Source organism: Muribaculum sp., assembly GCF_029051885.1.
Lineage (GTDB): Bacteria > Bacteroidota > Bacteroidia > Bacteroidales > Muribaculaceae > Muribaculum.
The window spans coordinates 1-6,544 of sequence record NZ_JAIDKI010000099.1 but is presented as its reverse complement, the minus strand read 5'-3'; the positions used below and the strand labels follow the sequence as shown (position 1 = coordinate 6,544).

5 protein-coding genes are annotated in these 6,544 nt (G+C 45.5%); all 5 read left to right on the top strand.

Annotated features, from left to right (window positions below; genetic code table 11):
* Window positions 1-245 (top strand): hypothetical protein (locus tag K2I50_RS04455; RefSeq protein ID WP_301025024.1); only part of this gene is annotated, 245 nt, incomplete at its 5' end.
* A 271-nt stretch (window positions 246-516) separates the two neighbouring features.
* The gene (dxs, locus tag K2I50_RS04450; protein ID WP_301025023.1) at window positions 517-2,466 is read left to right on the top strand and encodes a 1-deoxy-D-xylulose-5-phosphate synthase; all 1,950 of its coding nucleotides are present in this window, start codon (window positions 517-519) and stop codon (window positions 2,464-2,466) included.
* A gap of 12 nt (window positions 2,467-2,478) precedes the next feature.
* Window positions 2,479-3,813, top strand: a complete 1,335-nt coding sequence (gene trkA / locus K2I50_RS04445) for a Trk system potassium transporter TrkA (RefSeq protein ID WP_301025022.1) — start codon at window positions 2,479-2,481, stop codon at window positions 3,811-3,813.
* 92 nt (window positions 3,814-3,905) lie between these two features.
* Window positions 3,906-5,348 (top strand): TrkH family potassium uptake protein, encoded by a 1,443-nt coding sequence (locus K2I50_RS04440; RefSeq protein WP_301025021.1) that lies wholly within the window; start codon window positions 3,906-3,908, stop codon window positions 5,346-5,348.
* A 13-nt stretch (window positions 5,349-5,361) separates the two neighbouring features.
* Window positions 5,362-6,285 (top strand): tRNA-dihydrouridine synthase family protein, encoded by a 924-nt coding sequence (locus K2I50_RS04435; RefSeq protein WP_301025020.1) that lies wholly within the window; start codon window positions 5,362-5,364, stop codon window positions 6,283-6,285.
* Window positions 6,286-6,544: the final 259 nt, after the last annotated feature.

The window sequence follows — 6,544 nt, the reverse complement described above, 5'->3', positions numbered from 1 at the left end:
GATATACAATTGACGATTTGAGATATCGCCGTGCCGTAAATCATGTAAAAATGGAGATGGTGCGCGAACAACTGATGTCAAAGGCTGCTAAAGTATCCAACTTTAAGATGCTTGACACATTCAAGAGCAATAGGCTTATTGGCAAAATCCTGTCAGGCTTTTCGATGCTTGACTATGGAATCCTGGCTTTTCAGGGAGTCAGACAGGCCACTCGTCTGTATCAATTCTTTAAAAAACGCAAATAGATTATCTATCCGATAATCATTCGATTGCCATATCGGCAGGGCTGTATTGAGCATTCCTGTTGTTTTTGTGGAGAAACTTTGGTAAATTTGCATTCTAAATTAGAATGCATGAATACCGCTACTCTATTCCGGCTATTATGCCTCACGGCTCTGTGGATTATATTGTGCTATCTGCTCATACAGGGCCGTGGCATCAATCTGTGGACAATATTTGTTATTATAGCCTCTGGAATTGTAGTATTTGTGCCTCTTTACAAAAAATATATGCGCAATGGAAATGGAAAGGCCTGATACCACAATACAGGAAGCTGATAATAAATATCCACTCCTGCAATCCATCGATTCGCCGGCCGATCTGCGCAGGCTTCCGCAGTCGGCATTACCAGAAGTTTGTTCGGAAATACGTGAATTTCTTATAAACTCTCTCTCCAAAAATCCCGGGCATTTTGCCTCAAGCATGGGAGCGGTAGAACTTACTGTCGCTCTTCACTATGTGTTCAATACTCCCTACGACCGCATTGTATGGGATGTCGGACATCAGGCTTATGGTCACAAACTGCTTACCGGACGTAGAGAATTATTTGCTACTAATAGGAAATTTGGTGGTCTCAGCGGATTCCCTAATCCTGAAGAGAGCGAATATGATACCTTTACCGCCGGACATGCTTCCAACTCGATATCCGCAGCTCTGGGTATGACCGTAGCCTCTAAATTGCGTGGTGAATCCCCGCGTCGTAATGTTGTGGCAGTAATCGGTGATGCATCAATCTCCGGAGGACTTGCCTTTGAAGGACTGAATAATGCTGCAATTACCCCCAACAATCTGTTGATTATACTTAATGATAACGACATGTCGATTGATCGTAATGTGGGTGCGCTGAATTCATACCTCACACACATCAATACGACAAAGGCTTACAATACGTTCAGATACCGGATATACAAGCTGATCAAGAGTATGCATCTGGTGGGCGAACATGGTAAAGGTTCCATTCTGCGTTTCAACAACAGTATCAAATCGCTTCTCGGAAAGCAGCAGAATATATTCGAAGGGTTGAATATCCGGTATTTCGGACCGTTTGACGGCCACGACATAGATCGGATGGTCAGAGTTCTCAATGACATAAAAGAGATGGAAGGTCCACGCATTCTGCACCTTCGTACCATAAAAGGGAAGGGATACCGTCCAGCGGAGGAAGACCCTGCAAAATGGCACGCACCTGGCTTGTTTGACGCCGTTTCCGGTAAACGGATAGGGGATGGCTCGGCATCGGGCCCTTCCAAGTGGCAGGATGTATTTGGCGAGACACTACTTGAGCTGGCGCGAGAGGACAAGCGTATCGTCGGCATTACAGCCGCCATGTCGTCAGGCACATCAATGAATATCATGCAGGATGCCATGCCTGACAGAGTGTTTGATGTAGGCATATCCGAAGGACATGCAATTACATTTGCCGGTGGCCTTGCAAAAGAGGGAATGCGCCCATTTGCGGCAATTTATTCTTCTTTCACACAACGTGCGTATGACCAGATAATCCACGACGTTGCGATTCAGCATCTGCCTGTCACTCTATGTCTTGACCGTGCCGGTATAGTAGGGGAGGATGGCGTGACACATCACGGCGTGTTCGATATGTGCTATCTGAGACCAATCCCGGGGATTACCATATCCTCACCTATGGATGAGTCGACGTTGCGCTCTCTGATGCTTACATCTGTAAAAGGAAATTACGGACCGTTTGTCATAAGATATCCCAGAGGAAAAGGTAACGATGCCGCTTGGCGTGAAAAACAACCTGCGGTAATTCCTGTCGGAAAGGGACGCAAGTTGCGCGATGGCCGAGATGTGGCGGTTCTTTCTATCGGACCTACGGGACGATGGGCTGTAACTGCTGCCGACCGCGCCGAAGCCGAAGGTATCAGTGTCGCTCATTATGACATGATATTCCTTAAACCGCTCGACGAAGAAATTCTTCGTGAAGTAGGAGAGCGAGGCATTCCGGTGATTACAGTAGAGGACGGCATGCGCGATGGCGGCCTTGGCTCTGCCGTGTCAGAATGGATGGCGGATCATAACTATCATCCCGAGATTATCAGAATCGGAGTACCGGACCGCTTTGTCGCCCATGGCAAGGTTCCTGAGCTGATGAAAGAGTGTGGTATGGACGAGGATGCTATTTTCTCTGCCATAAAAGGAGTCGCAAAAAAATCGGGCGTATAATTGTAATAAGGTATGAAGATTGTAATCGTAGGAGCGGGAGAAGTAGGCTCGCATCTGGCAAAACTTCTGTCGAGAGAAGAGCAGGATGTAATGCTTGTGGATGATGACTCTGAACGCCTTGCCAGTATCGACGCCAACTATAACCTGATGACACTGCGCGGCAGCGCGATTTCGTTTAATACGCTCCGTCAGGCAGGAGTAGAGAAGTGCGACCTGTTTATCGCGGTAACTCCTGACGAGACACGTAATGTCACCGCCTGTACTATTGCTAAAAGCATAGGTGCAAGAAAGACAGTGGCACGTATCGACAATTACGAATTCCTTGACAAGAATAATCGTGACTTCTTTACCCGACAGGGGGTCAACGCTCTGATTTACCCGGAGTATCTCGCGGCACAGGAAATTATAACCGCACTACGGCGCAATTGGGTACGCCATTGGTTTGAACTCCATGACGGTAAACTTGTAATCGTCGGTGTGAAACTACGAGAGAATGCCCGCATTGTCGGTATGCATCTGAAGGATTTCGCCCGGACAGAGCATAATTTCCACGTAGCGGCTATAAAGCGTCGCCATGAGACAATTATCCCTCGCGGTGATGATGTGCTGAAACCCGGCGACATTCTTTACTTTGCTACCATGCGAGATCACGTCAGTGATTTGCTTGACCTGTGCGGAAAAGAGGAGTTCCGCATACGAAAAGTCGTAATCATGGGAGGAAGCCGTATTGCCATCCGACTGGCGCATATGGCGGCAGATGAATTCCGCATAAAAATTATAGACAATGATATGGCCCAATGCCGCCGGTTGCCGGAGAAATGTCCCAATTGCGACATAGTATATGGTGACGCCCGCGACATTGACGTATTGCGAGATGAAGGTGTCGACGAGGCTGATGCTTTTATTGCGTTAAGCGACAGTTCTGAGACAAATATTCTGACATGTCTTACCGCTAAAGAACTCGGCATACGGAAAACAGTAGCTGAAGTAGAGAATCTACAGTTCATCTCCGAAGCCGAAGGTCTTAATATCGGCACCGTGATTAATAAGAAGCTACTGGCCTCAAGCAAAATATTCCAGATTCTTCTTGATACAGACGTGACCTCCTCAAAATGTCTGGCGCTTGCCGATGCGGAGGTAGCTGAAATAGAAGTAAAGCCCAACAGTAAAGTCACTCGTGGTCCGGTCAAATCGTTGTCTTTGCCTTATGGCATGACTATCGCCGGACTGATACGCGGCGAAAAGGGAATGCTCGTTACCGGTAATACTACAATCGAAGCCGGTGATCATGTTGTAGTATTCTGCTTGTCAGGAGCGTTACATAAGATTGAGAGACTGTTTAGCTAACCAAATTCCATATGAGTTTTTTTGGCAGCAAAAGCCGCAACAATGTCCAAAGTACGACTCTGTTCGGTAATGTTCGCAAAATTAATTTCCCGATGCTTGTGAGAGTATTGGGCTGGCTTCTCATGATTGAGGGCATATTTATGTTTGTGCCTATGCTTACATCGCTGATATATTCCGAAAGCGATGTAATGGCATTTCTTATTGCTGCAGGTGTCACACTTGTCACAGGCGCAGTGATGACATTCTGCATACGTCCTTCCCACACTCAGATGGCAAAGCGTGAAGGATTTTTGCTTACAGCTCTCGTATGGGTGGTGTTCAGTTTTTTCGGCATGATTCCATATACTCTATGCGACCATCCATTAAGTGTTACAGATGCCTTTTTCGAAACGATGTCGGGTTTTACAACGACCGGATGCTCGATTTATGAATCAGTCGATGTGCTGAGTCATGGCATAAATCTCTGGAGATGTCTGACACAATGGCTTGGTGGTATGGGAATCATTCTCTTTACTCTCGCCGTCATACCTATGCTCAACTATTCAGGTGGAATGCAGATGTTCAATGCCGAAGTCACAGGTATCACACACGAGAAACTGCGTCCACGTATAAGCCAGACCGCCAAGAGCCTTTGGACAATATATTTTGTACTCACGACACTTCTGGTATTGCTCCTATGGGCCGGTCCTATGGATATGTTTGACAGCATCTGCCATTCTCTCTCTACGGTATCGACCGGTGGCTTTTCCACAAAAGACAGCAGTATCGGTTTTTGGGACTCCAACTACATAAAGTGTGTCGTTACGCTGTTTATGTTTCTTGGCGGAGTCAATTTCAGCTTGATTTATAAGGCATATCATGGGGATTGGCGATCATTGCTGCACAATGACACCTTTATGGCATATATCGGCATACTCGTCGTGATGTATGTGATTTTTGTCATAAGCATTGCCTTTGCCGGACATGCGACATCTATAGAGGCCGTTACGATTGACCCTATTTTCCAGATAATCACGACAATTACATCTACAGGCCTTACTGCCGACAATTTTGAGAACTGGGGGCCGCTTGTACTCTCATTATCATTCTGTCTGATGTTTTTTGGCGCATGTGCCGGGTCTACGAGCGGCGGTGCTAAGATAGACCGTCTGCTCTATCTGCTTAAGAATACCAACAACGAGCTGTATCGCTCGGTACATCCCAATTCCATCCGTTCGGTACGTATCAACGGCAATGTTATGGCACCTGAAGTTGTAGATAAGGTGATTGCATTTCTGTGTATATATGTAATGGTTATAGCGGTTGGGGGAATTATGCTTACCGCTATGGGGCTGCCGTTTATGGACGCATTCTTCAGTTCATTCAGTTGTGTCAGCAATACGGGGCTTGGAGCCGGTGTGACCGGCTACGGGGGCGGTGGTTATGAAATTATCCCCGCCTTCGGCAAATGGGTGCTGTCGATATTGATGCTTATCGGTCGTCTTGAGATATTTACCGTATTAATACTGTTTACTCAGGCTTTTTGGAAAAAATAATCAAAACTTACTTATGCACATTTATGCCGCACCTCTGCAAGGCTATACTGATGTAGTCTGGCGTTCAGCCCACAACAAAATTTATGGTGGTGTAGATGCATATTTCACCCCATTTATAAGAGTAGAAAAAGGTAGGGTAAGGCAACGGGATCTTAACAATGCCATTCAGAATATGCCGGACGCCATACCGGTAATACCACAGATTATTTTTGGAGACCAGGACGAATTTATCACACTTGCCGACACTCTGATTGACGCCGGAGCAACTCATATCAATCTAAATCTCGGATGTCCATTCCCGCCTCAGGTAAAGCATGGACGTGGCGCAGGAGCATTACGCCCTGAGCTGATTGAAGGAATTGCGAATCTTATAGTCTCGCGATATTCAAATACTATATTTTCGGCAAAATTGCGTCTTGGAATCGATAGTCCGGACGAATGGTATCCGATATTGAATATTTTAAATACAATTCCTCTCAATCACATTACTCTTCATCCAAGAATTGCTGTACAGCAATATGGTGGAGAATGCAACAGTGAGATGTTTTCTGAATTTTTGTCATCGACAAGTCATCGTGTGGTATATAACGGTGATATACGATCTCTGTCGGATATAAGTCGTATAGATAGTCTGTATGATGACTCTGTGGATGTCATGATTGGACGAGGGTTATTGTCACGTCCGTCGCTTGCTCGGGAGTATCGCAGTAATGAAGAGTGGGGGCATGACAAGCGTATAGCTGCTCTAAGAGAATTCCACGATGCAATATATTCCATTTATATGGCAACCCTTTGCGGAGACCATCAGATATTACAGAAAATCAAACCAATGTGGGATTGGCTCGAAGGTGAGATTGGCCATAAGGCGTGGAAAGCAATACATAAAGCCTCTTCTCTCAGAAAATATGAGACCTCTGTAGCTGATGCGTTGGTCTAAGAAACTGTTTGAATTTAACTTTAGAAATCCTCTCTAAATCTTAACATAAGTCAAATCCAAACAGTTTAAAAAAAACTCCGGTCTGTATTTCAGACCGGAGGATAGAATGCATCTGGGATATGCTCAATTTCAATAATCTCACCATTATTATTGGCAGAGACCAGCAATATATCGAACTGAACCTCAAATGGCAGATTTCGTGATTTTACATAAATATCAGCAGCTTTTACAAGAGATTTTATTTTAGCACGTGTTATTC